25 protein-coding genes are annotated in these 21,767 nt (G+C 49.3%); 10 read left to right on the forward strand and 15 right to left on the reverse strand.

Going from position 1 to position 21,767, the window contains the following annotated elements:
* Positions 1 to 44: 44 nt before the first annotated feature.
* Both VN24_RS01360 and VN24_RS01365 read left to right on the forward strand, forming a co-directional pair.
* Entirely contained in the window at positions 45 to 686 is a 642-nt protein-coding gene (locus VN24_RS01360) for an NAD(P)-dependent oxidoreductase (RefSeq protein ID WP_045668951.1), read from the forward strand.
* Positions 687 to 745: 59 nt separating this feature from the next.
* Entirely contained in the window at positions 746 to 1,069 is a 324-nt protein-coding gene (locus VN24_RS01365) for a luciferase domain-containing protein (RefSeq protein ID WP_045668952.1), read from the forward strand.
* A 38-nt stretch (positions 1,070 to 1,107) separates the two neighbouring features.
* Here the strand turns inward: VN24_RS01365 and VN24_RS28650 are convergent, their stop codons facing one another.
* Entirely contained in the window at positions 1,108 to 1,302 is a 195-nt protein-coding gene (locus VN24_RS28650) for a hypothetical protein (RefSeq protein WP_420798591.1), read from the reverse strand.
* A gap of 306 nt (positions 1,303 to 1,608) precedes the next feature.
* Here VN24_RS28650 and VN24_RS01375 point away from each other — a divergent pair, with 306 nt between their 5' ends.
* From VN24_RS01375 to VN24_RS01395, 5 genes are all read left to right on the forward strand, one after another.
* Positions 1,609 to 2,112, forward strand: a complete 504-nt coding sequence (locus tag VN24_RS01375) for an SRPBCC family protein (protein ID WP_045668954.1) — start codon at positions 1,609 to 1,611, stop codon at positions 2,110 to 2,112.
* Between the two features lie 48 nt (positions 2,113 to 2,160).
* Complete coding sequence (locus VN24_RS01380; RefSeq protein ID WP_045668955.1) at positions 2,161 to 2,946, forward strand: alpha/beta fold hydrolase; 786 nt, start codon at positions 2,161 to 2,163, stop codon at positions 2,944 to 2,946.
* A 28-nt stretch (positions 2,947 to 2,974) separates the two neighbouring features.
* A complete protein-coding gene (locus tag VN24_RS01385) occupies positions 2,975 to 3,316 on the forward strand; it encodes a DUF1801 domain-containing protein (RefSeq protein WP_045668956.1) in 342 nt (113 codons plus the stop codon).
* Between the two features lie 73 nt (positions 3,317 to 3,389).
* Positions 3,390 to 4,070: a DUF998 domain-containing protein gene (locus tag VN24_RS01390; RefSeq protein WP_045668957.1), complete on the forward strand. Its 681-nt coding sequence runs from the start codon at positions 3,390 to 3,392 to the stop codon at positions 4,068 to 4,070.
* 32 nt (positions 4,071 to 4,102) lie between these two features.
* Positions 4,103 to 4,435, forward strand: coding sequence for an ArsR/SmtB family transcription factor (locus tag VN24_RS01395; RefSeq protein WP_045668958.1), 333 nt, complete (start codon positions 4,103 to 4,105; stop codon positions 4,433 to 4,435).
* An 87-nt stretch (positions 4,436 to 4,522) separates the two neighbouring features.
* Here VN24_RS01395 and VN24_RS01400 read toward each other — a convergent pair whose 3' ends face one another.
* The 14 genes from VN24_RS01400 to VN24_RS01465 form a co-directional block, all read right to left on the reverse strand.
* Complete coding sequence (locus tag VN24_RS01400) at positions 4,523 to 5,041, reverse strand: hypothetical protein (RefSeq protein WP_045668959.1); 519 nt, start codon at positions 5,039 to 5,041, stop codon at positions 4,523 to 4,525.
* A gap of 289 nt (positions 5,042 to 5,330) precedes the next feature.
* Positions 5,331 to 6,008, reverse strand: coding sequence for a YdeI/OmpD-associated family protein (locus VN24_RS01405; RefSeq protein ID WP_045668960.1), 678 nt, complete (start codon positions 6,006 to 6,008; stop codon positions 5,331 to 5,333).
* Positions 6,009 to 6,144: 136 nt separating this feature from the next.
* The gene (locus VN24_RS01410) at positions 6,145 to 6,651 is read right to left on the reverse strand and encodes a tellurite resistance TerB family protein (RefSeq protein WP_045668961.1); all 507 of its coding nucleotides are present in this window, start codon (positions 6,649 to 6,651) and stop codon (positions 6,145 to 6,147) included.
* Between the two features lie 124 nt (positions 6,652 to 6,775).
* A complete protein-coding gene (locus VN24_RS01415) occupies positions 6,776 to 7,186 on the reverse strand; it encodes a VOC family protein (protein WP_045668962.1) in 411 nt (136 codons plus the stop codon).
* A gap of 272 nt (positions 7,187 to 7,458) precedes the next feature.
* On the reverse strand, positions 7,459 to 8,415 hold the full coding sequence (locus VN24_RS01420) for an ABC transporter ATP-binding protein (RefSeq protein ID WP_045668963.1): 957 nt from the start codon (positions 8,413 to 8,415) through the stop codon (positions 7,459 to 7,461).
* The gene (locus VN24_RS01425) at positions 8,412 to 9,413 is read right to left on the reverse strand and encodes an ABC transporter ATP-binding protein (protein ID WP_045668964.1); all 1,002 of its coding nucleotides are present in this window, start codon (positions 9,411 to 9,413) and stop codon (positions 8,412 to 8,414) included. The genes VN24_RS01420 and VN24_RS01425 overlap by 4 nt, the downstream gene beginning before the upstream one ends.
* Positions 9,414 to 9,448: 35 nt before the next feature.
* Positions 9,449 to 10,393 carry an ABC transporter permease gene (locus VN24_RS01430; protein WP_045668965.1) on the reverse strand — a complete coding sequence of 315 codons (945 nt, stop codon included), beginning with the start codon at positions 10,391 to 10,393 and terminating at the stop codon, positions 9,449 to 9,451.
* A 3-nt stretch (positions 10,394 to 10,396) separates the two neighbouring features.
* Complete coding sequence (locus tag VN24_RS01435; RefSeq protein ID WP_045668966.1) at positions 10,397 to 11,332, reverse strand: ABC transporter permease; 936 nt, start codon at positions 11,330 to 11,332, stop codon at positions 10,397 to 10,399.
* Positions 11,333 to 11,446: 114 nt separating this feature from the next.
* Positions 11,447 to 13,147, reverse strand: coding sequence for a peptide ABC transporter substrate-binding protein (locus VN24_RS01440; protein ID WP_045668967.1), 1,701 nt, complete (start codon positions 13,145 to 13,147; stop codon positions 11,447 to 11,449).
* 674 nt (positions 13,148 to 13,821) lie between these two features.
* Positions 13,822 to 14,514: a response regulator transcription factor gene (locus VN24_RS01445; protein ID WP_045668968.1), complete on the reverse strand. Its 693-nt coding sequence runs from the start codon at positions 14,512 to 14,514 to the stop codon at positions 13,822 to 13,824.
* A complete protein-coding gene (locus VN24_RS01450) occupies positions 14,511 to 15,977 on the reverse strand; it encodes a sensor histidine kinase (RefSeq protein ID WP_045668969.1) in 1,467 nt (488 codons plus the stop codon). Before VN24_RS01450 ends, VN24_RS01445 begins: the two co-directional genes overlap by 4 nt.
* A gap of 67 nt (positions 15,978 to 16,044) precedes the next feature.
* A complete protein-coding gene (locus tag VN24_RS01455) occupies positions 16,045 to 16,794 on the reverse strand; it encodes an ABC transporter permease (RefSeq protein ID WP_045668970.1) in 750 nt (249 codons plus the stop codon).
* Positions 16,787 to 17,521, reverse strand: a complete 735-nt coding sequence (locus VN24_RS01460; protein ID WP_045668971.1) for an ABC transporter ATP-binding protein — start codon at positions 17,519 to 17,521, stop codon at positions 16,787 to 16,789. Before VN24_RS01460 ends, VN24_RS01455 begins: the two co-directional genes overlap by 8 nt.
* A gap of 80 nt (positions 17,522 to 17,601) precedes the next feature.
* Entirely contained in the window at positions 17,602 to 18,474 is an 873-nt protein-coding gene (locus VN24_RS01465; protein WP_045668972.1) for a hypothetical protein, read from the reverse strand.
* 257 nt (positions 18,475 to 18,731) lie between these two features.
* Between VN24_RS01465 and VN24_RS01470 the strand changes: the two genes are divergently transcribed.
* From VN24_RS01470 to VN24_RS01480, 3 genes are read left to right on the forward strand one after another with little or no spacing between them, the layout of a single operon-like run.
* Positions 18,732 to 20,321 carry a spore germination protein gene (locus VN24_RS01470; RefSeq protein ID WP_082083564.1) on the forward strand — a complete coding sequence of 530 codons (1,590 nt, stop codon included), beginning with the start codon at positions 18,732 to 18,734 and terminating at the stop codon, positions 20,319 to 20,321.
* A complete protein-coding gene (locus tag VN24_RS01475) occupies positions 20,318 to 21,499 on the forward strand; it encodes a Ger(x)C family spore germination protein (protein WP_045668973.1) in 1,182 nt (393 codons plus the stop codon). Before VN24_RS01470 ends, VN24_RS01475 begins: the two co-directional genes overlap by 4 nt.
* 2 nt (positions 21,500 to 21,501) lie before the next feature.
* Positions 21,502 to 21,744, forward strand: a complete 243-nt coding sequence (locus tag VN24_RS01480) for a hypothetical protein (protein WP_045668974.1) — start codon at positions 21,502 to 21,504, stop codon at positions 21,742 to 21,744.
* The last annotated feature ends 23 nt before the right edge of the window (positions 21,745 to 21,767 follow it).

Below are 21,767 nucleotides of genomic sequence, written 5' to 3' on the forward strand. Positions count from 1 at the left end.
ATAGGTTAGTTACTGATAACTATCCTTGCACAGGAGTGTGCGCCATGAAACTGATCGTTTTCGGAGCTACCGGCGGCACCGGCCGTCAAGCTGTGGAGCTACTGCTGGCCGCAGGCCATGAGGTGACCGCCGTCGTCCGACAACCCGACAAGTTTGAGATGTTTCATGAACGACTGATTGTCATACGGGGGGATGTGTTCGCCCCTTCCACAATCCAGTCTGCCATGGTTGGGAAAGATGCCGTGCTTTCAGCACTTGGCGTCAATCACCGACAACCGACAACCGTTTATTCGGAAGGTACGGACCATGTGATCCGGGCCATGCGAAACGCCGGTGTGCACCGGCTCATTTGCTTATCGGCTTCCGCTCTCGAGATCCCTCCGGATACGCGGTTTATGCCGCGTCTGATCATTCAATTGATTGTTCGGCGCTTATTTAAACATCTTTATGAAGACATGGAGCGGATGGAACAGAACGTTCGCCGATCCGCACTTGATTGGACGATCATCCGCCCTCCGAGATTAACGAACGGCTCGAGAACGGGCACATACAGAATTGCCGTCAATCGACCGATGACCAAGGCGAAAGGTCTACGAGGAATTTCGCGGGCGGATCTCGCCGACTGTATGGTAGACCTGTTGAACAACCCCGCTTCTTATCAAAGTCTCATCGAAATCTCCTATTAATGTCATCACGCACCGTCGCATCTCGCGCAGGGAACTCCAATTGAGAGGGGGTGAAACGGATGAAACAATCCAAACGGGATTTTCTGATGGAACAACTGCTCTTGTGGCCCGGAGTAACGGTTCAGCCTCACCGGTTCGGCGGTGACGAATTTGTTCTGGACGGCAAGGAAATCGGACATCTGCATGGGGATCATCTTGTCGATCTGATGCTCACCAAACCTGTTCGGGACAGAGTGGTTGAAGCCGGGCTCGCCTCCCCCCATCACATCTATCCCGACTCGGGATGGGTTTCGGTTTATTTGAAGACAACTGAAGATGTAAAACAGGCAATCGAACTATTGCGCATGAATTATGAACGGATCGAAAAATCGCGGAAGGCTTAGACTTGGTCGAGTGGTCGGAATTGGTTGAGAGGTCGATGCTAAAAAACCAGTTCGCGGGGCGATACGTGTTGGTCACCACACAAATGATTTTTTTCATTATAGTTGATATGTTTCAACAAAAGTACCGTCGTGTTCGGCGTGTACATCACTTGTTTGGCGTTTTCATCCGTATGCAAGGGAACCACAATCTCCGTATCGGCATGAATAATGGAAATCCCGCACTCCATCAGCAAATAGCGAAATAAATATTTATTTCAATGACCTGGTTGCGAGATCGAGACTTCCTCCATGCAAAAAAAACGCAAGCAGAACCGGCTGCGTTTGCGTTAATATTTCATAACTTCAAGGTTTTATATTCCTTGACAAGTATATACTCCAATTGGTATATTAAATCCAAGAATTTGAAATAGACTGCTCTTGCGGAGTCCACCGCTCCAAAGATTCAAAGATTCAAAGATCTGGACGCCTAATGAAAGAAGGAGCAAATGGAGGAAAGTTCGCTTTTTCAAACGTCTAACCCAAAACAAGGAGGACATGAAATGGCAGAGAACGATGTATCAGAAAGTGTTACAACAAGCTCGGGGGACCGGGATTTCGTGATGGAGCGCTTTTTCAACTCGCCGCGCGAGCTCGTGTTCAAAGCATTTACCGAGCCCGAGCATGTAGCGCGTTGGTGGGGACCGTTTGGTTTTACGATTCCGGTCTGCAGGATCGATCTTCGACCGGGCGGCATCTGGCATTACTGTATGCGGTCGCCCGAGGGGGATGAACATTGGGTCAGAAGCGAATACCGCGAAATCACCCGGCCGGAGCGAATCGTTTACGTCAGTACCTTCGCTGATAAGGACGGCAACCCGGTCGACGGGATTCCGGAGCAGCTCTTCACCATAATGTTCTCCGAAGACGAAGGCAAGACGAAGCTTACCATCCGCATCGCTTACGGGTCTGCCGAGGACCTCAAGGCTACATTGGAAATGGGCATGGTTCAGGGCCTCACTATCACTTTGAACCAGCTTGCCGATTATTTGTCGGAAATCCAATAATGAAATTTGCTCTAATCCTAAAGTAAACATTCGTCTAAGGAGAATTCGATGAAAAGAGTCATTTCGAAAGACGGCACTGCAATCGCCTATGACCAAACAGGTCAGGGGCCGGCTCTTATCTTGGTGGGCGGCGCGATGAGCTACCGTTCGTTTCCCGGATTTGTTAAACTTGCCGGGCTGCTCGCGACGGACTACACCGTCATCAATTACGACCGGCGGGGTCGCGGCAACAGCGGAGACACTCATTCTTACGCCGTTGCTCGAGAGGTTGAAGATCTTCAAGCCGTCATCGACGGTGCTGGCGGAGGGTCAGCCTATGTGTGGGGGATGTCCTCCGGCGCAGCACTTGCGCTCGATGCGGCAGCAAGCGGTTTAAATATCACAAAGCTCGCCCTTTATGAACCGCCGTTCATGGTTGGCGACAATCCGCCTGCGCCTCCGGCGGATCATGAAGAGCAGCTCAGAAAGATGATCGCTGCAAACCGCCGAGATGACGCCGTCAAATTTTTCCTCCGCAATATGGGCGCTCCCGGCATCGCGATCGCAATTATGCGCGTCATGCCGTTCTGGGCAAGATTCAGAGCCGTAGCGCACACGCTGCCATATGACGCTGCTGTCATGGGAGACTACTCGCTGCCGGCCAAAAGGATCGCTTCCGTCAACGTGCCAACGCTTGTGATCGGCGGTGAAAAAAGTCAGGCGGTGCTGCGGCAAGCAGTACAAGAAGTCGCGAGCATCCTCCCGAACGGAGAATCTCTAATGCTGAAAGATCAAACCCACAACGTATCGATGAAGGTCCTTGCGCCGGCGTTAAAATCGTACTTTTCCCGCTAAATCCAATTCAAACGAAAGAGGAGATTCGATGAATCAGGAAGTTACCGACTTTATTAACAATGTAAATCAATCGTGGCAAGTCAATATCGGCAGCCAGCTTCGACAAATCGTGCACCAATCGATTCCCGATGTAGAGGAGCGGATCCAATACCGCAAACCTCATTTTTTGAAGAACGGCAAATATGCAGCTGTGATCTCGACAGCAAAGGATACCGTAAGCTTTACGATCTTTAACGCCGCAGAACTCGAATTGCCGGAAGGTTTGTTTGATGGCCCTCCCGAAAGAAAGACGATTAAATTCCGCAACGGTCAAACGGTTGATGACGAATTGTTAACAAAGCTATTAAAGCAGGCGTCCAGTTCCCTGTAAACCATTCATTGTTTTCTAGCTTATGCTTACGAAGTGTTTTTGCTTCGCAAAAACTTTGCTAGGAGGGTTTATTATGCAAGCTGTTACAACAAAGCCTGAGACGCAGATCTCACAAACGGCTGCTCGGCTTTCATGGGCGTCTGCCGTTTTGTTCCTGGTATTACTTGCCGCTCTGCACGTTATAAAACCGGAGTTTGATCCTTCGTGGCGTATGGTCAGCGAATATGCGATCGGGCGTAATGGCTGGGTCATGACGGTCGCTTTTCTTTCCTTATCGGTAAGCTGCGCCGCCTTATTCGTCGCAATCCGGTCGCAAATAAGGACTGCCGGCGGCTATGTCGGGCTGACTTTGCTGCTGATCAGTGCAGCCGCTATTGCCGCTGCAGCCTTCTTTACCATTGATCCGATAACGGCAAGCAAGGATTCCTTGACAACGCATGGCAATCTTCATGGGTTGGCGTCCATGATCGGCAACCCCGGCCTTACAATTGCAGCTATACTCATAAGCCGGAGTTTGACTCGCGCCCCATCCTGGTCCCCTGCACGGCGATCGATTCTATGGATGTCCAACCTGATCTGGATATGCCTGTTGTTGATGCTGTTGACTTTAGCCGTCATGCTGCCGGGAAGCGGAGGTAAATTCGGTCCGGACGTGTTAATCGGATGGCCCAATCGGCTTCTAATGGCAGCGTACGGCGCATGGTTGATATCGGCAGCATCGCGCGCATTAAAGCTGCACAGGCAAAGTGCCTAATGCTTTAAATATTCGATTGGAGTGGATTCGTTATGATCACAACGACTCTAAGTGCTCTGGCGGAGCCAATCCGCTTTCACATCGTCGAAATGTTGCGGGACGGTCCTCGTCCGGTCGGGGAAATCGCCGAACGGCTTCAGCTTCATCAACCGAAAGTTTCCAAACATCTTCGGGTGCTTAGCGATGCAGGCCTTGTCGATGTGCAGCCGGTTGCCCAGATGCGGATTTACAAGCTTCGGCCCCAGTCTTTTAATGAGCTGGACACTTGGCTGCAGTCCTTTCGCCTTATTTGGGACGAGAGGCTCAATCAACTGGATGACTATTTGCAGCAAATGCAAGAGAAAGAAAAGAATCAAATGGAGTAAATGACTGATAATAACCGGGGCTTAGTTCAGGCGAGAGCTGTTCGGCGAGGGCAGAAGGGCCGCCCAACCGGCGGCCCGGATGATTGTTTAATTTTCTGGGCGCTTTTTCTGTGTTCGCGATCCCCACGGTTTGAAGACCGAAATGACGAACATCGCCGCAATCGAAAGGATCTGCAGAATAATTCCGGTCCACAGCTGACCGCTGTTCACATGGAATGACGGATTTTGAAGAGCGCCCAACCCTTCCGCCGATGTCATCGTAACCGCTTTGAGCGTCCAGAAATACATGCCGACCGGTCCTAATACGATGGCGAGGATCGTCAGCCCTTCCTTGACGATAATCCAATAAAACCTAAATAGCCCCCACTGTGTCAGCACAGACAGTAATATGCCGGTAACCAAAGCGCCGATTGTCGAAGCCCGAACAGACGTCTCGGCAAGCAGATGCATACTGGCATAACATGCTTTTAACACGCCTTCATCGTTCGTATTTGCCGCCGTGATGCTTAGTATCAGAAAGACGATCGCCACTCCGAACATAATTGCCACGAACAACAAATGGAGCGTGAGCAGCCACCTTCTCCCGTTTACAGCCAGCTTTACCAATCCCATCACCTCCTCGCAGGATTTACCTCAGCCTTCTGAATATCATCATAACGGTCATGTCTAAAACGCCTCTTAATCAATTCTAAAAAAAGTATAAAGTTCCCGAAGTACTCTCCATAACAAAAAACACAGCCTCATCGGCTGCTGCACTCATTTTTGGATACGAGCAATTTTTCCAGCTTAATCTTGACAGGATCAACAGCCAATTTCCGGAACTGACGCTCCTCAAAAACAGAAAAACACGCCGTATAGTGGCGTGTTCTATTGATGCGTTTGAATGAGCAATGCTTTACTGCACTCTTCTTCGATACAAATCGATCGACTTATATCCCTCGGCTAAAATCGCCTTCATCTCGGCTAATCGTTTCTCTTGTGTTTCGCTTCTTTTGGCGCTGTAAACGTAACGGGCCCAATCTTTCTGGTAACCGGGCGTTAGTTTAGCATAGATTTTAAATATGTCCGGATCATCGTTCAAATAATTGCTGATGCTAGCAACATGCTCGATATAATCGTCAACACATTGACTGCTCTTGGTGCTGGCCGCTTGCTTCCCTTTTTTCGCCTGCGATTTCAGACCGACAACTGTGAACACCTCATCCAGACTGACCATCCTTGAAAATTTCAAGCTGCTGTTCATCACGTACCCCTCCTCGTCTGCAGGGATATGTTGAATGAAGCTGTCGCGGTCAATGTATTCGTTGTATTTCGGGTTATTTTTTTTGGGATAAGCAAAGTACAAGTAGCCGTTGTCAACGATTGCTTGTTTAACAATTACGTGCTGCAAATAGTGACTAAGCTGCTCGAGAGTAAAGATAAAAATAAAAATGAAATCATATTTTCCGTTAGTAAAGACCGTGTCAAATTCCAGCTCATTGAAATCGTCGATATCATCCGGCTTATTCAGGATCAGCTTCGCAGGGTATTTATTTATATTTAATTTTGTGATCACGCTATTCTTCGAATTCACGCTCGAGCCCCCACACTCTCTTATTGTGATTGTTATCGCAAACCATATTATAGCCGGATTTGTTTTGAAAATACAGGATACAGCAAAGCCCGGAAGCGAACGAATCGCTCCCGGGCCCGGACTGACAGTCCCTATCTTATACGCCGAGGCTGACTTGGTAGCCTGGCTGGTTCTTCGGATGGTTTTCGTTGAGGAACACGGAACGGTCGTTCTTCAGCACGATCACTTCAAAGAACGGCGTGAAGCGTTCTTCCGAAATGTTGAACGCCGACAGGAACTTCGCAAACAGCTCCTGCTCTTGACGCTCCGGCTCGCCGTCGGCAAGCGAGGAGTCGACAAGGTTGACGAGGATACACATTTTTTGCGCATCGGTCAAGACCGGAGCTGCTTCCTTCAGGAAGGCGTCGATGGAATTCGTACGGATATACTTCAGAGCGCGGTCCAGCAGAGCCCGGTTATTCGCGCCGACGCCGATTACGCCGCCCTTGGATTCTCCGCCGAGCACCGCCAGCAACTGGCCTATTTCCTCGTTGTCCATTTCGCCGTCGGACTGCATCATATAGAGAAGTGACGTCGCGAATGCGAAGTGCGGTGTCATGCCTTCCGTTGCTTTATCGCCTTTGAACATATCAAACAATCCCATGTTTGAAACCTCCTGAATAGATATGTAGTCCAGGTGTGTTGCCCGGTACATCTACATACGGACAACCTTCAAGTTGGTTTCAATCGGCTTTGGAAGATTATCGATATGCGGCGGATCCCATGTCTTACTCCGGCATCTTACTCATATCCATATACAAAACATTCCACCGGTGACCATCCAAATCCGTAAAACCTGCGCCGTACATCCAGCCCTGACCGGACGGCTCGCTATAAGCTGTGCCGCCTGCTTCTACCGCTTTCCGCACCATTTCATCGACTTCTTCTCTGCTCTCCGCATCAATGGAAAGCAATACTTCGGTTGCTTGCTTTGTATCTGCAATTTCATTTCTCGTAAATTTTTTGAACGTGGATTCCGGAAACAGCATGACCATAATATTTTTCTCCCCGATCACGAGCCCTGCGGCTTCATCGCTGTTGCTATGCCTCGGATGAAAAGAAAAGCCGAGCTTGGCGAAAAACTCCTTTGACTTCATCAGATCCTTCACAGGAAGATTAATCCAAAGCTCTTTTGTCATCGTTATCGCTCCTTTTTGGGATTTGAACCAACATTTTGCACGTATTGTTTCACCCCCTTGTCCTACATTTTACCACAAAACAAAACATATGTTCTTACAAAAAAAAGTGCCAACGATACGGCTGCGCGTCTGAGTGCAACCTCTGAACGACAAGGGAACTCACAAAGAGGCCCGCAACTTTTGACGTGCGGACCTCTTCCTGATACAGGCGTTTATATTGATACAACTTTAAATAAACTCACAGCATTCACCACGTTGAGGGACTTCCCAACTTAAGCATAATGGCAAGCGGCAAAATGGCCCTTGCCCACCTCCAGCAGCTTTGGCTCCTCCGCCCTGCACTTCTCCGTTGCAACCGGGCAGCGGGTATGGAACTGACATCCCTGCGGCGGATTGATCGGACTCGGCAAATCACCTTTCAGCACAATCCGCTCGCGGGTTGCTTCCACCTCCGGATCCGGAATCGGGATTGCGGACAGCAGTGCTTTTGTGTAAGGATGCCGCGGGTTATCGTACAGCTCGCCGCTTTCCGCCAGTTCAACGATCTTGCCCAGATACATGACCGCAACCCGGTCGCTGATGTGCTTCACCATGGACAAGTCATGTGCAATGAACAGATAAGTCAGGCCCATCCGCCGCTGCAGATCTTGCATCAAATTGACGACCTGAGCCTGAATGGAAACGTCCAACGCGGAGATTGGCTCATCGGCGATAATGAATTTTGGATCGACTGCAAGCGCGCGGGCAATGCCGATCCGCTGCCGCTGGCCGCCGGAGAATTCATGCGGATAACGAGTTGCGTGCTCGGGGTTCAGTCCGACCAGATCCAGCAAGCCTTCAACTTTGCGCTTGCGCTCGGTACGGCTGCCTGCCAGGTTATGAATATCAATCGCTTCACCGATAATATCGGTGACCGTCATGCGGGGATTGAGCGAAGCGTAAGGATCCTGAAAGATCATCTGCATATTGCGGCGCAGCGCCTTCATTTCCGCACCGCGCAGTTTATAGACATCCTTGCCTTGGAACGTCATTCCGCCACCGGTCGGTTCATACAGGCGCATCATCGTGCGTCCGGCCGTCGATTTCCCGCAGCCGGATTCGCCTACGACACCTACAGTCTCTCCGGATGCGATCGTAAAGTTGATATCATTGACGGCTTTCAGCACTTTCCCGCCGCCAAGGCTGAAAAACTTGCGCAAATCCTTTACTTCGATTAACGGAGCACTCACACGGACACCTCCCGACCCGCATATGGATGCAGCGTCCAGCAAGCTGCAGCATGGGAATCACTTCCCTCTATCCCATGCAGCGCAGGATCGTTATCGACGCATATTCTCATTGCTTCGTCGCAGCGGGCGCAGAAGCCGCAGCCTGCAGGCGGCTTTATTAGATCCGGCGGTGTGCCGTGGATTGGAATCAGCGGTTCGTCTTTCTTCTGGTCCAAACGCGGCAAGGAACGAAGCAAACCGCGGGTATAAGGATGCTGCGGGTTCCGGAATATTTCCCACTTGGTTCCCGCCTCTACAATCTTCCCCGCGTACATCACGATAACGCGATCGCAAACGTCCGCGACAACACCGAGATCATGCGTAATCAGAATAATGGAGGTGCCCATTTTCTGCTGCAGCTCCTTCATCACGCGCATAATTTGCGCCTGAATCGTCACGTCGAGCGCCGTCGTCGGTTCATCTGCTATAAGCAGGGAAGGATTGCACGCCAGGGCAATCGCAATCATCACCCTTTGGCGCATGCCTCCGGAGAACTGATGCGGATATTGTTTGATGCGCGCTTCCGGATTGGGAATGCCCACAAGAGAAAGCATCTCAATCGCTCGGGCTTTCGCCTCTGCAGAACGTACCTGCTGATGTTTGGTCAAGCCCTCCATAATCTGGTCGCCTACCGTCATAGTAGGGTTAAGCGAAGTCATCGGATCTTGAAAGATCATGCCGATTTTGTTGCCGCGCACCTCATGCATCTCTTTCTCCGTCAGCGTCAGCAAGTCCTGACCTTCAAACAAAACGGAACCATTTTTGATTCTGCTGGGAGGAGACGGATTTAAACGCATGATGGATTGCGCCGTTACACTCTTTCCCGATCCGGATTCGCCGACAATCGCAACAGCTTCCCCCTTCTTTATTTCGAAGCTGATGTTGCGGATCGCTTGTACTTCGCCGCTGTACACATCGAAGGATACGCTCAAATTTTTAACTTCCAATAACGGCTTCATCTTTCGTAACGACCTCCTCTGTGCTAAACTGGCTGTCATTTTCTTAATTTCGGATCGAACGCATCCCGCAGACCGTCCCCGAATACATTAAACGCAAAGATCGTCAGGCTTAAAAAGAAAGCCGGGAACAGAAGCCGCCATGGATAAATGAGCAGCGCTTTCGTTCCGTCATCGATCATCGTTCCCCATGAAGCAACCGGCGATTGGACGCCCAGCCCGAGAAAGCTTAGAAAAGCTTCAGAGAAAATTGCTCCGGGAACGGTTAATGTCAGCGTGACCAGGATCGGTCCCATCGCATTCGGTATGAGATGACGAAAAATAATGCGCATGTTGCCCGCTCCCAGCGCTCTGGAAGCCAGTGCATACTCTTGATTTTTCAATTGCATGATCTGTCCACGCACAATCCACGCCATCTTGATCCAACCCGTAATGGACATGGCGACAATGATGGTCGTGAGGCTCGGTTCCATGACAACGAGCAGCAGGATGACGACGAGCAGATGCGGCAGCGAGTACAAAATTTCCGCGATCCGGTTCATTACCTCGTCTACTTTCCCGCCGTAAAAGCCCATTATGCCACCATAGATGATGCCGATAACCAGATCGATTAAGGCGGCTGTCACGCCTACAAACAACGATATTTGCGCGCCTTTCCATGTCCGCTCGAGCATATCCCGTCCCAAATCGTCCGTTCCGAACCAGTGAGCCCAGCTCGGAAGCTGATTTTTGCTCGCCAAATCATTCGTAAAATGGTCGTGCGGGGAAAGGATCGGGACAAATATCGCACATACCACGATGGCGGCAATGATCCAGAAGCCGCACATCGCGAGTTTATTGCTCACTAACCGCATTCTGATATCCTGCCAAGCGGTCAAGCTCTTCCGTACAATTTCTTCCGAGCCGGCCGAGTCCTTCCGGATCTTCTGAAACATATCGGGCGTCGGATGGTTGACCGAACGCTCGTTCAATTGAATCGACATGTTTTATTTCCCAGCCTTTCCACCGGATATTCGTATACGCGGATCAACCAGCACATAAGCAATATCCGCCAAAAATCGGGTTGCCATCAGAATGACGGCATAAAATATCGTGATACCCATAATAAGCGGGTAATCTCTATCTATGACACTTTGAACAAAATACTTTCCGATGCCGGGGATCGCAAAAATCTTTTCAATAACGACCGATCCCGTAATGATCCCCGCCGTAAGATAACCTAAATATGTGACAACAGGCAGCATCGAGTTGCGCAGCGCGTGCCGCATGACAATCACATATCCGGAAAGTCCTTTGGATTTGGCTGTTTTGATGAAATCCGCATGCAGCACTTCGATCATCGTCGCTCGAAGCAATCTCGCAATAAACGCAATCGGCCCGGATGCAAGGGCAATCGTTGGCAACACATAGTCCATTGGACCGTTCAAGCCCGCCACTTCAAAAATTCTCACCTTGACCGCAAGAAAATATTGCATTAGAGGAGCCAATACCATGCTGGGAATGGCTAATCCGATGACCGCGATGATCATGGCGATATTATCGATCAATTTCCGGTGGTACATCGCCGCGAGAATCCCGAGCAAACAGCCGACAACGACGGAAGTAATGATGGCCGTTATGCCGAGTCTAAGCGAATAGCCGAATGAGCTCGCAATCATCTTATCGACGGATTGAAATTTTTTCTTCATGGAAATGCCCATATCGCCCTGCAGCAAATTTTTCATGTATGTCCCATACTGAATTATAAGCGGTTTATCTAAACCGTAGTACGCTTCCAAATTTTTCTGTACTTGCGCGCTCGTTGCCTTCTCCGATTGCAATGGACTTCCGGGAACCGCGTTCATCAGGACAAAGGTGGCGCTGGCCAAAATAAAAAGCGACAAAAGCATATACAAAAACTTGCTTGTAAGGTAGCGGACCAATCGATCACCCACTTTCATTCTGTTTAAATTCCAAAAGGTATATATAGCGTGATCACTATATATACCTTTTGGAAACAAAGCTGTCTAAGTTAATTGCTGACTATAAGGAGCGGTCTATTTCTTGCTGCCGAACACCCAGTCGATGTGTCCCGCATAATCCGAAACGACGTCCTGGAAGCCGTCTTTAACCATTGTTACCGTCGTATAATAGTAGATCGGCAATGCGCCCATATCATCCGCAAACGTAATTTTCTCCGCTTGGGAAATCAGATCCAGACCTTTCTTGATATCCGTCGTTTTCAGCGACTCGTCGAGCAGCTTACCAACTTCCGGATTGTTGTACTTCCCGTCGTTATTGCCGGACGTTGGATAAAACAGGTCGTACGTGAAATTGATCGGATGGTTGAAGTCGGCTCCCCATCCGGCACGGGCGATATCGAACTGTCCCGCGTCCCTCGTTTCCAGGAACGTACCAAACTCCTGGTTGGCCAGTTTCACTTCGACGCCGAGGTTGGTGCGCCACATGTCAACAATCGCTTCAGCAATTTTCTTGTGGCCTTCGCTTGTATTGTACAGCAGCGTAATCTCCGGCAGTTTGCTGAGCCCTTTCTCCGCCAGCCCTTCGGCAAGCAGCTTCTTCGCTTCCTCTACGTTTTCCTGGAAGTAGTTGTCAGGATACATTTCGCGGTACGCTTTGCCGTCGGCACCTGCGATGCTCGGCGGAACAAATCCGTAGGCAGGTTGTTGGTTTGCTTGCGTTACGTTGTCAATAATGGATTGACGATTAATGGACATCGAAAACGCCTTGCGGATTTTCACATTGTCAAACGGCGCTTTCTGCGTATTGAATACGTAGTAGTAAACAGAGGCCACCGGTTTGACATCCGCTTTGCCTTCCCCGATCAATTTGGCCGTCAAATCGGTCGGCACCGATCCCGCTTGAGCTCCGATCCAGTCGATTTTGTCCGTCTCAAACATGTTGTAAACCGTATTGTCGTCTTCGACGAGCGAAATCGTAACCTTGTCGAATTTCACCTTGTCCGCATTGAAATAATCCGGATTTTTCTCCAGTACTAATTTGTCAGCATGCGCCCATTCTTTCAGGAGGAACGGTCCGTTCGTCACAATCGTGCTCGCTTCAGCAGCCCATTCCGGCTTCGCTTCCACAGTTGCTTTATGCACCGGGAAGTACGTGTAGTGCGAGATCAGGCTGACGAAATACGGTGTCGGTCCCGTCAATTTGACTTCCAATGTATGGTCGTCCAGCGCTTTGATGCCAAGCTGACTCGCGTCCTTCAATTCTCCCTTGTTATATTTCTCGGCGTTCTCGATGTAGTAAAGAAAATATGCGTACTCGGAAGCTGTCTCAGGCTTCAATGCGCGCTCCCAAGAATAGACGAAATCGCTCGCGGTAACACTGTCGCCATTACTCCATTTCGCATCATCGCGCAGCGTGAACGTATAGGTTTTGCCGTCATCGGATGACTTCCATTCCTTGGCGATGGCCGGTTCCGGTTCACCGTTCGAATTCAAGCGCGTAAGCCCTTCATATATACCTGCGGCTACAATGCTGGACTGAGCGTCTGTCATCGTAGCGGGATCCAGGCTTGGCGGATCGCTTGCCAGCGTGAAGCGGAATTCTTGCGGCTCCTTCGGCTCTTCGGTGGTTTGGGTCTGTTCAGTGCTTGTCTGCCCTTCCCCACTGCTTGACTGCTGTCCTTCATTCTTGTTGCTGCTGCAAGCCGCCAGCAATGTGCTGAATGCAAGCAGGAGGGCAAACAGGATGAAGATCGGTTGCTTGAATCTTTTCGCCATGAAACAACGACTCCCATTCTATATAAATTTAGGTAAAACCAACATTATGTAACTACCTTAAACAAATTTCTCAATGTTAAGTTTTATATCATTTGCCAACTTTATTGTCAATTATAAATATAATTATAGTGTATATAACCTTATTTATATGAATAAATATGTAAATAATTAAATAAAATAAATGGTAGAATCAAGCAGATTGGCGCTATCCTCGGATGGCCGGAACGGTAAATGGTAGAGAATAATTGTAATCAACAGCCCTCCCTGCCTCGAAGTGGAAGGGATTTGTATAGTGATGTAAAGTTTCCTGCCAAATAATCTAAGAATGCATAAATATTAATTCATATGGACTGTTTCTACGTTAGAATGGAATGAGAAGCGTTATGCGAAAATGTAGAGCATATGAGCGACAATTTCTGCTGAACAGCAATCGGAGCAAGCCTTTCCAGTCGAATTATTGAATGAAATCCATTTTCTGCATTTCCATTCAATGTTAACAAATATACTACCCGTTACATAAATTGTCAATATAGTTAACATAAACTTACTTTTCACTACTATAAATTTTTCAATAGTGGAACCATTGAAATAAGCGCACAACAAAAAAACGACCTCCACCGGCACGTGAACAGTCGCTTCAAACGCTTAATATACTGATTTGATGTCCTTGCAAACTATAAATTCAACCGGTACCCGACGCCCCAAATCGTCTCGATATATTGCGGCTTGGACGGATCCGCTTCGATTTTCTCCCTCAGCTTGCTGATATGAACGGTCACCGTGGCGTTGTCGCCCAAAGCATCCAGACCCCATATTTTTTCAAACAGCTCGTCTTTGCCGAACACCCGGTTCGGATGTGCCGCCAGAAACAGCAGTAGATCATATTCCTTGGAAGTTAGCGGAACCTCCGTTTCGTTCACGAACACTTTTCGCGACAGCTTATCGATGCGAATTCCCCGAATTCGGACCTCTTGCTCCCGCTTCAACCTGTTATCCGTCATTAAGCGGTCGTAACGGGCAAGATGCGCTTTCACCCGGGCGACCAGTTCGCCGACGCTGAACGGTTTGGTCATATAATCGTCCGCACCAAGTCCGAGACCGCGTATTTTATCGATTTCTTCCTTTTTTGCGGAAATCATCAGGATCGGAATGTTTTTCACTTGGCGGACTCGCCTGCATATTTCGAATCCGTCCGTTTTCGGCAGCATCAGATCGAGGATGATAAGATCAAATTCCTCTTCAAGCGCCTTATGAAGACCGACGTCACCGGTGGCCGCAGTCTCCACCGCAAAGCCGCTTGCTTCCAAATAGTCTTTTTCCACTTCTACAATGACCTGCTCGTCTTCGATGATCAATATTCGTTTCATCCCTGCTCACCGCCGCGTTCAGTCTTTGGCAACGTAAAATAAATGCCGGTCCCTTCTCCCATCCGGCTTTCCGCCCACACTCTGCCGCCTTGCCCTTCTACGATTTGTTTCACAATCGCAAGCCCGATCCCGCTGCCTCCCGTTGCTGTGCTTCTGGAAGGATCCGCCCGGTAAAAGCGGTCGAATATATGCGGCAGCGCCGCGCTTTCGATCCCCGGTCCATTGTCCCGGATATGCACCGTTGCTTCCGCCATGCCGTCGGTCAATTCCACACGGATCGCATTCTGTTCCTTGTTCATATATTTCAAGCTGTTATCGATAATATTCATGATGACTCTGCGCAGCTTTTCACGGTCGGCCATAACGGAAACCGCTCCGCTGCCGGCACCGGAGAACGTAATCCCGGTTCCTTCCATTTGCGGGTCCAGGCTCAGTTCTTCGACGCTGTCGCGCAAATAAGCGGCAAGGTCGATCGGTTCCAAATGAAACGGGAGCCGGTTCAAATCGAGTTTGGAAAACAGCATCAATTCGTCGATCAACCGGTCCATTTCTTCCGTTTTTTTCGAGATCATATCCATATATTTTTCCCGCTTCGCACCGGTGCCGGCGATGCCGTCCTGAATGCCTTCGACGCATGCTTTGATTCCGGTAATCGGCGTTTTCAGATCATGGGAAATGTTGGAGATCAGTTCTTTGCGGTTCTCTTCATATTGCTGTTGAAGACGGATCGACTCGTTCAATCGGCCGCGCATTTCTTCAAACGCCGCGCCGAGCTGTCCGATTTCGTCTTTTTGTTTCAAATTCACCGCATGATCGAGATTTCCCTCTTTAATTTGTTCCGCGGCGTGTTTCAGCGTGTACAAAGGTCTGATAAGACTGCGGGAAACGAGAAAAGTCAAAATGCCATTCGTTAAAGCAATGACAACGAGCAGAGAGAGCACGAGCAGTGGCAAAAACGTTTTTGCCTTTTCGAAGAGCAGGTTTATATCCGAGAGAACATAGACCGTGCCGGTGCTGCGATCGCTGAACCTGATATCGTAACCTTCGACCACAAACCGGCTGCCCGATATTTTCCCCCATCGGTATTGATCCGGATCCGCCAGCACTCGCTGGAGCTGATTGTAAAGATCGGGACTGTCGACAAAAGGAGAGACGTACGTCATCCTCTCATCCCTTACGACAACAAGCCCCGCCTGCACCTGGTTCAGCTGTTCGTCCATGTTTGTCAGAAAACTGCTGTCCGTAAAGCGGTCGGGTTCTATGCGCGCCATAAACTTGACGCCGGCAATAAGTTCATTCCGATTACTCGACGTTTCCCAGGGCGGCATCGCATTCCCGTCCGCAGTTCCTGCTGTTTCTTTAAAAAATAGGGAAGCGAGCGTTGCGGCAATAAGAGCAAACAAGATGACCGGAATGAATGTCATGGCGATATAGGAAAGCAAAAGTCTCATCTTGATGGACATGAACCAATCTCCTTCATGCATTTCGAAGCGGCAGCCGCTTCGAAAGCAAAAGCTAACCGGCGGAGCATTACAACTGTTTTCGGTCGAACAGCATCGACCCCGCCGTATAAGCCATTATACAATAAGAAAGAAGCAGAACGGACATATTGAGCCCTTTTTGAACCGATATCCCGTCTCCGACCAAAAGCACGTACCAATTCGTATAAGAAAAGACGGACCACAACGAAACTTGCGGGTAAATGAACGGTAAAATTTTGGCCGCCGCATAGATGATGATGTTCAGTGTGATGACGCCGGAGGTGTTGCTGAAGCACTGCGCGATGAATACCGCAATTAATCCGATCGCCGTCATAGGCACAAAAGCTGCCGAGTAGGCAATCAGGCTATCCGGCAAACCTCCGGTCATATCTCCTCCCGGCACAAACCATCCCGAAAGGACGGAAGCCATCCAAAGCACACCGAGATGAACGGCAATATAAAACGCGATCGCCGCCACTTTCGATGCGAACACTTTGGTACGGGAGATCGGACGGACAAGTACGAGCTTCAATGTGCGCGCTGCCGCTTCGCCGGAAAAACTGTCCGCTGCGCTCATAAACAGAAACAACGGAAGCAAGGCGAACGTGAACAGTCCGAGCATCATCATCGGGAGATCGCTTCCAAGCCCGCCGAAAACGCCTATATTATTTTGCAACGTAGCAAGCAGTACGGCAGATAGGGCCGGAAGGAGAACGGTAAGCAACAAAAATGCTTTCGTTCTGCGCCGTTTCCACAGTTTTTCCATTTCATTCCGCACATTTGCAACTAAACTATGCATAAGCATTCGCATCCTTCGCCGTTTGAATTTGCGTCACGACATACTGCTCGAGGGTCGTCTCATCGGGTAACAATTCACTCACTTGCCCAAGACGGATCAGGCTGCCGTTATTCATGATCCCGATGCGGTTTGCGATCATGCCCAAGTCGTGGATCAAATGGCTGGAAATGAGGAATGTAATGCCCTGTCCGAGAGCCAGCTGCCGGATTGTATGGCGGACTTCGACCATTCCTTCAATATCGAGACCATTGGTCGGTTCATCCAAAATGACCAACTGCGGATTCGAAAGCAATGCAGAGGCCAGCGCCAATCGCTGCTTCATGCCGAGCGAATAGCCTCTCACCCGTTCCTTCTTATATGGGGCAAGACCGACCAACTCGAGAACCTGGTCGATTCTGGTCTTTGCAAGATCAGGATAAAAACGGGCCGACAGCTTCAGGTTATCGTACGCGCTCATATAGTCATAGGCATCGGCTGTTTCAATAATGCAGCCTACCTGTGCAATGGCTTGTTCGTAAGATTCCGTCACGCTATGCCCGAAGATGCGTATGCTTCCCTGATCGGGCCGAATTAATCCCATGATCATTTTTAACAGCGTTGTTTTGCCTGTGCCGTTAGGGCCGATCAATCCGAAAATATCTCCCCGAGACAGATCAAAACTGACATTTCGGACCCCGCGGCCGTTTTTATACAGCTTGGTAACTTCGTTTATTTCCAATAGAGTCAACGTTCGATCGCTCCTTTCGAACTAGGTTCGCTTCATTGGTGAGCAATCGGACAGCATCGCTGTCCGGTTGCCCCCCGCGCTTAATGATGCCAGCCGCGCTTCGTTCCGTCATTCTGGATTTCCACCGTTTGTTTTCCCGTTAAGTCGATCCTCTCCGGGGTCGTTTCGTTAATTCCGGAAAAATCGACGTGAAGCCGGATGACGAGAACATGAGCTTTGCCGGAGTCATCCGTACCGGAAATGTTGATCTCCGCCGTTTGCTGCTCAAGCAGGTTATCCGGGCTGATGCTGGCATCCAAATTGATTTTCTCGACTTTAATATTGTCCGTCAGCTCCGGAAGGTTCACTTTCTTATCGGGAGACGTGAATGAACCGTTGTGATGTTCGTCAGCCTTGGAAACGGCCAAGCTGCCGAGTGCGTTTACAACTGCTGGAATCTGGCTTCCCGAAAGATGCAGCGAAGCTTGCTTGCCTCCATCCGGTTCACTTTCCACTGTCGCAAGTTCCTTGATGTTGCCCGTCAACGCATCGAACAGTTGCTCCACCGCCTTGGGAGGATTCGGCATCGCCCCATCATGCTGCCATTCCGGATCGTTTTGTTTCATCACCCGATAGATTTCATCTTCGCTGCTTTTGATAATGACGTTTCCATCTTGCCTATACACATTGGTGGAGTGCGTTTGAGATCCGTCGCCAAAAGTTGCGGCTATACTTCCGGTATTCGATGGTTTGTTCAGCTTGATGTCCGCTGTGCCCGCAAGCACCTTCGTTCCGTTATCGGTAACGGTCATGTCCACATTCGCCGTCACGCTCTGTGCCGTTTTCGTATTGTTCATCGCTGCTTTGTACGCATCATATCCGGATGTATTTGCCATTGCGGAAACTCCGCTGACAACCAGCATTACCGCGCCGATCCCGAAAGCGGCTCCCGCCGTCAACCATTTTTTTCTCATTGATTCATTGCCTCCAACGTGAATTATTCGAAAGCTTCCGGCAGCTATATGTTTCGATATCTGTCTCACCTCCTAGCGGATCTTGCCAAAGCTTTCTGTAATTCATCATAACCGTCAGGTCTAAAGCGCCTCTAAATCAATTCTAAAAAAAGTATAAAGATCTGCAGTTTCTCTCTGCCCAATATGAATATGAGTCCCTTGCGTGGGGAAAATAACAGAAATATTTCCATGATTAGCTATATGGGGAGTGATCAACGATGCGGAAACAGCAGTTCAATAAGCAGCGTTCGCTCAACCCGTTATCAGGGGGTGTTTCCGACAATATGACGAAACAGCAGTCCGAAGAATCAAGCAAACTGCCGATTTCGACAAATTTGCCGGACAATCTGAAGCGGATCGAGGATACGTTTATCGACTGTACAGATCTTACCATTCTTCCTTGGAGCTATGGCCCGGAGCTTGAACAAACGGCATTCTCTGTTTATTTTGATACACTGGTCCAAACCAAAAAAGTGAATTATATGAAAGAATCCCTGCAGGATCTGGTCACACATGAAATCGGGCCGGCAACGACAGTCACTCCCGAAGATGTGATGCACTTTTTTACAAAGAACGGGGTATCTGCCCACTCGGCAAGGGTTATAGATGATTTCGGTCTAGCCGTTCAGCAAATTTTGGACGGGAACCTTGTCATCTTCTTTAATCAGTGGAATAAAGCGCTTAGCTATAATGCGCTTGGTCTGGCGCAGCGGGCGATTACCGAACCGATCACGGAGCCAGTCGTACAGGGCCCTCACCTGAGTACGATTGAGGACCTCAGCAGTAACATCGGCTTAATTCGAAGCTTGCTGAAATCTCCTCGGCTTAAATTCGAATTTCTTACGGCAGGAGAGGAAAGCCAAAGGACCATCTCCTTCGGTTATCTGGACGGAGCCGTCAATCCGGAAACGTTAATCGAGTTCAAACGGCGGATATCGGACATCGACAAGGAAGAAATATTGGAAACGTCTTATTTGGAGGAATGGATCGGGGAGTCAGCCTATTCCCCCTTTCCGCAAGTTCGTTATACGGAACGGCCGGATACCGCTGTTGCCGCCCTGCTCGACGGAAAAATTATCGCTTTGGTGAGCGGCACGCCGACGATCTTGATTTGCCCGGGTCTTTTTTTTGAGTTTTTTTCAACAAGCGAAGATTATTACCACAGATGGTTTTTTTCATCGTTAATCCGTTTGCTCAGGGTCGGGGCGTTCTTCATGGCGCTGATGCTGCCAAGTACGTATATCGCGTTAACCACCTTCCACTCCGAGCTGATTCCGACCGTTCTGCTGCTGGCGATCCTCGATACACGGGAAGGGATTCCGTTTCCGGCCTTGGTGGAAGCGTTCATTATGGAATTTTTCTTTGAATTGCTTCGGGAAGCCGGGATTCGTTTGCCGCGGCCGATCGGCTCCGCCGTCAGCATCGTCGGAGCGCTCGTGATCGGGCAGGCTGCGATCCAAGCCAAAATCGCATCTCCCGTAATGGTCATTGTCGTTGCCTTAACCGGGATCGCCTCCTTTTCGCTACCTCAATACAGTATGGCCATCTCAATCCGTATTTTGCGGTTTCCTCTAATGGTTCTCGCGGCTACGTTCGGGGGGCTCGGGGTCATGATCGGTTTCCTGCTGTCACTACTGCATCTGACCTGCATGCGTTCGCTCGGCCAACCTTATTTGGCGATGATGGCACCTCTTGAAATCAATCAGCTGCGGGATGTGTTCATCTTGATACCCAAAAAAATCCTCCTTCACTCTCCGCGAAACCGGCATAAACATAAAAAGACAGGTGAAAGGAAGACGACATCATGAGATCGTTCGCGGCATTCACACTTTCGATTTTGTCATTATTCCTGTTTACCGGGTGCTGGGACAAAGCGGAATTGACGGAATTCGGGTATGTCCAAGCGGTTGCGATCGATCAGAACGAAGAAGGGAAGATTGAATTTACATCACATCTTTATAAACCGGCCAGAGGCGGGGAAGGCGGCGGGCCAGCCGGAAAATCGGGAGGGGGAGACTCAGCGTTCAGTATCAAGACAAAAGGCGACACCGTCTTCGAAGCCGATCGTGATGTCAACACCCAGTTGGGACGCAAAACCAAATGGGATCATATGCGAGTCATTCTCATCGGTGAAGAACTGGCAAGGAAACGAAAAGTCGGAGAAGTTCTCGATATGTTCTCGCGGAATCATGAACCGAGGGCGACCGTCAGCGTGTTGATTGCCAAAGGAAAGGCGAGCGACATTTTGAATATAAAACCGTATATTGAACATACAATCGGGCAACAATTGCGGAAAATGGAAGAAAACTCTGCCCGCTTTACAGCAAAGACATCATTAACCCGGCTGCACGATCTCGCTATTCAATTAAAAAGCGAAACGGGCGTCGCTGTAGTCCCTTATATAAATAGCAACAATTCGCCGAAAAAAATTTCTGTGGAAGGGATCGCTGTGCTAAAAAAAGGAAAGGTAGCAGGGAGCATCTTGACGCCGACAATTTCCGAACAATTATTGATGCTGACCAACAAATATAAAAGCGGGATTATTGAATTCCCCTGTACCGGCGCAACCGAAGAAAAGATGAAGACCAAGGAATCGTTAGAGATCATGTTATTGAACACAAAATTAACGCCTACGGTCAAGAAAAACGAAATCACCGTCCGAGTAATGACTAAAATCAAAGGAGCGGTCGGCGAGCTCCGCTGTTCCACCTTGAAAACCGAAGAAGATGAAAAACGTTTTGAGGAGAACATTGAAAAAAGCGTGGAGCGCAATTTACGGAAAGCGATATCGGTTTTTCAGAAGAGAAAAGTGGATGTGTTAGGAATTGGCGATAAACTATATAAAAAAAATCCCGGGTTATGGAAACAGTTGAAGCCTGATTGGAACGAACGTTTTGCCGAAATCCGGTTTGAAGTCCATGCAGACGTGAAAGTGCTGAACTCAGGGATGAACGTCGGTACCCCGTTCTCGAAAGGCGGAGAATAACCGTGTCAGCAAGTATCGTTTATCTTCTGCTATTGTTTACTGCGATGGTGGCCTATGACTTTTCGAAATGGAAGCAGGCATGCTTACGGGACCGTCTCGCTTACGGTGCGCTCATTTTGCCTATGCTTTACCTCGGTATTCTTTATGTGACGGAAATGCCTTGGCCAAACCTCGACGAGCTTGTCCATTTCTTCTTTGCGGAGCCGGCCAAACGCATCGTCGAAACGGTCAAGCTTCCGTCCTGACTCCCGCAAAACGCTGCAGCGAA

Source organism: Paenibacillus beijingensis, from assembly GCF_000961095.1.
GTDB classification, from domain to species: domain Bacteria; phylum Bacillota; class Bacilli; order Paenibacillales; family Paenibacillaceae; genus Paenibacillus_O; species Paenibacillus_O beijingensis.

Excerpts from the sequence above, each read along its gene's own strand:
- VN24_RS01475 (WP_045668973.1), top strand. The coding sequence starts at position 20,318 with ATGAGATCGTTCGCGGCATTCACACTTTCGATTTTGTCATTATTCCTG.
- VN24_RS01415 (WP_045668962.1), bottom strand. The coding sequence starts at position 7,186 with ATGACAAAAGAGCTTTGGATTAATCTTCCTGTGAAGGATCTGATGAAG.
- VN24_RS01440 (WP_045668967.1), bottom strand. The coding sequence starts at position 13,147 with ATGGCGAAAAGATTCAAGCAACCGATCTTCATCCTGTTTGCCCTCCTG.
- VN24_RS01375 (WP_045668954.1), top strand. The coding sequence starts at position 1,609 with ATGGCAGAGAACGATGTATCAGAAAGTGTTACAACAAGCTCGGGGGAC.
- VN24_RS01430 (WP_045668965.1), bottom strand. The coding sequence starts at position 10,393 with ATGTCGATTCAATTGAACGAGCGTTCGGTCAACCATCCGACGCCCGAT.
- VN24_RS01360 (WP_045668951.1), top strand. The coding sequence starts at position 45 with ATGAAACTGATCGTTTTCGGAGCTACCGGCGGCACCGGCCGTCAAGCT.
- VN24_RS01425 (WP_045668964.1), bottom strand. The coding sequence starts at position 9,413 with ATGAAGCCGTTATTGGAAGTTAAAAATTTGAGCGTATCCTTCGATGTG.
- VN24_RS01395 (WP_045668958.1), top strand. The coding sequence starts at position 4,103 with ATGATCACAACGACTCTAAGTGCTCTGGCGGAGCCAATCCGCTTTCAC.
- VN24_RS01380 (WP_045668955.1), top strand. The coding sequence starts at position 2,161 with ATGAAAAGAGTCATTTCGAAAGACGGCACTGCAATCGCCTATGACCAA.
- VN24_RS01455 (WP_045668970.1), bottom strand. The coding sequence starts at position 16,794 with ATGCATAGTTTAGTTGCAAATGTGCGGAATGAAATGGAAAAACTGTGG.
- VN24_RS01385 (WP_045668956.1), top strand. The coding sequence starts at position 2,975 with ATGAATCAGGAAGTTACCGACTTTATTAACAATGTAAATCAATCGTGG.
- VN24_RS01410 (WP_045668961.1), bottom strand. The coding sequence starts at position 6,651 with ATGGGATTGTTTGATATGTTCAAAGGCGATAAAGCAACGGAAGGCATG.
- VN24_RS01470 (WP_082083564.1), top strand. The coding sequence starts at position 18,732 with ATGCGGAAACAGCAGTTCAATAAGCAGCGTTCGCTCAACCCGTTATCA.
- VN24_RS01365 (WP_045668952.1), top strand. The coding sequence starts at position 746 with ATGAAACAATCCAAACGGGATTTTCTGATGGAACAACTGCTCTTGTGG.
- VN24_RS01445 (WP_045668968.1), bottom strand. The coding sequence starts at position 14,514 with ATGAAACGAATATTGATCATCGAAGACGAGCAGGTCATTGTAGAAGTG.
- VN24_RS01450 (WP_045668969.1), bottom strand. The coding sequence starts at position 15,977 with ATGTCCATCAAGATGAGACTTTTGCTTTCCTATATCGCCATGACATTC.
- VN24_RS01390 (WP_045668957.1), top strand. The coding sequence starts at position 3,390 with ATGCAAGCTGTTACAACAAAGCCTGAGACGCAGATCTCACAAACGGCT.
- VN24_RS01465 (WP_045668972.1), bottom strand. The coding sequence starts at position 18,474 with ATGAGAAAAAAATGGTTGACGGCGGGAGCCGCTTTCGGGATCGGCGCG.